Source organism: Roseospira navarrensis (genome assembly GCF_009601025.1).
Classification (GTDB): domain Bacteria; phylum Pseudomonadota; class Alphaproteobacteria; order Rhodospirillales; family Rhodospirillaceae; genus Rhodospira; species Rhodospira navarrensis.
This window is the reverse complement of record NZ_WIVE01000162.1, coordinates 1-985: the sequence shown is the minus strand read 5'-3', so window position 1 is coordinate 985 and position 985 is coordinate 1. Positions and strand designations below refer to the sequence as shown.

Genomic DNA, 985 nt, shown 5'->3' with positions numbered 1-985 from the left:
TTCGTAGAAGGCCTTGAGGTCGGGGTTGTATCGCACGGCGGAGAGCGCGGCCATGAAGAGCTTGGATCGCAAGGCGCGGCGGCCGCGGCCGGTGGCACGGTGGCCGGACTTCTTTCCGCTATCCTTGGGGTGGGGTGCGAGGCCGGCGAGACTGGCCGCCTGGCGCCGGGTCAGGGTTCCCAATTCCGGCATGAAGAGCAGCAGAGTGCGCGCCGCCACGGACCCGATCCCCTTGATTTCCATCAACTTTTCCTCGGCTTTGGCGAGGGGCTCATCCGCCTTCATGAGGTCGTTGATGCGGCTCTCGATGTCTTCGATCTGGTGACTGAGGAACGCGATGTGCTCCTCGACCATCGCCTTGATGACCTCGGCATTGGGGCCCTTGAGGCGGTTCAGCTCCTGGGTCCGGTCTCTCACCAGGGTCTCGCGGCGCCGCGCCAGGCAGAGCAGGGTCTCGCGGGTCTTCTCCATCGGAACCCACGGCGCCAGCCTTGCGCCGCGCTCCAGGCCGTAGCGGGCGATCCACAGGGCATCAATGGCATCGGTCTTGGCCTTGACACCATAGGAGGCAATGAAGGCCTTGATGCGGGCCGCATCGGCCCGGTGCGCCCGCAGGCCCAGGTCAAGGGTCACCCCGAGCAAGGTCCGTTCGTACCCTCCGGTGGCTTCGCAGACCACCAGATCGACCGGCCCGAAGGCCCTCAGCGCCGTCTTCAGGTCTTCGGCGGTGTTGGGAACGGTGCGGATTTCTCCATTCGTCCCCAGGCAGAGCGTCACGGTGTCCTTGCTCACATCGGCGCCGATCACGGCCTCGACAGGATGTGCTTGGTTTGTCATGATTTTTCCTCGGCTTCGGATTGTCTGCGGGCATATCAGGCCCCAACAACTCAACAAGCGACGAAGCCGGTCCGGATCGCGGATCACGATGACAACGGGCAAAGACCCCATCCTGAGACGATCACACGATCCGGTGCGGGGCCCCGGG

Annotated in this window: 1 protein-coding gene; it reads right to left on the bottom strand. The window is 64.7% G+C overall.

Annotated elements, in window-relative coordinates; genetic code table 11:
• Window positions 1-939 (bottom strand): IS110 family RNA-guided transposase (locus GHC57_RS19105; protein WP_170294984.1); only part of this gene is annotated, 939 nt, incomplete at its 3' end.
• Window positions 940-985: the final 46 nt, after the last annotated feature.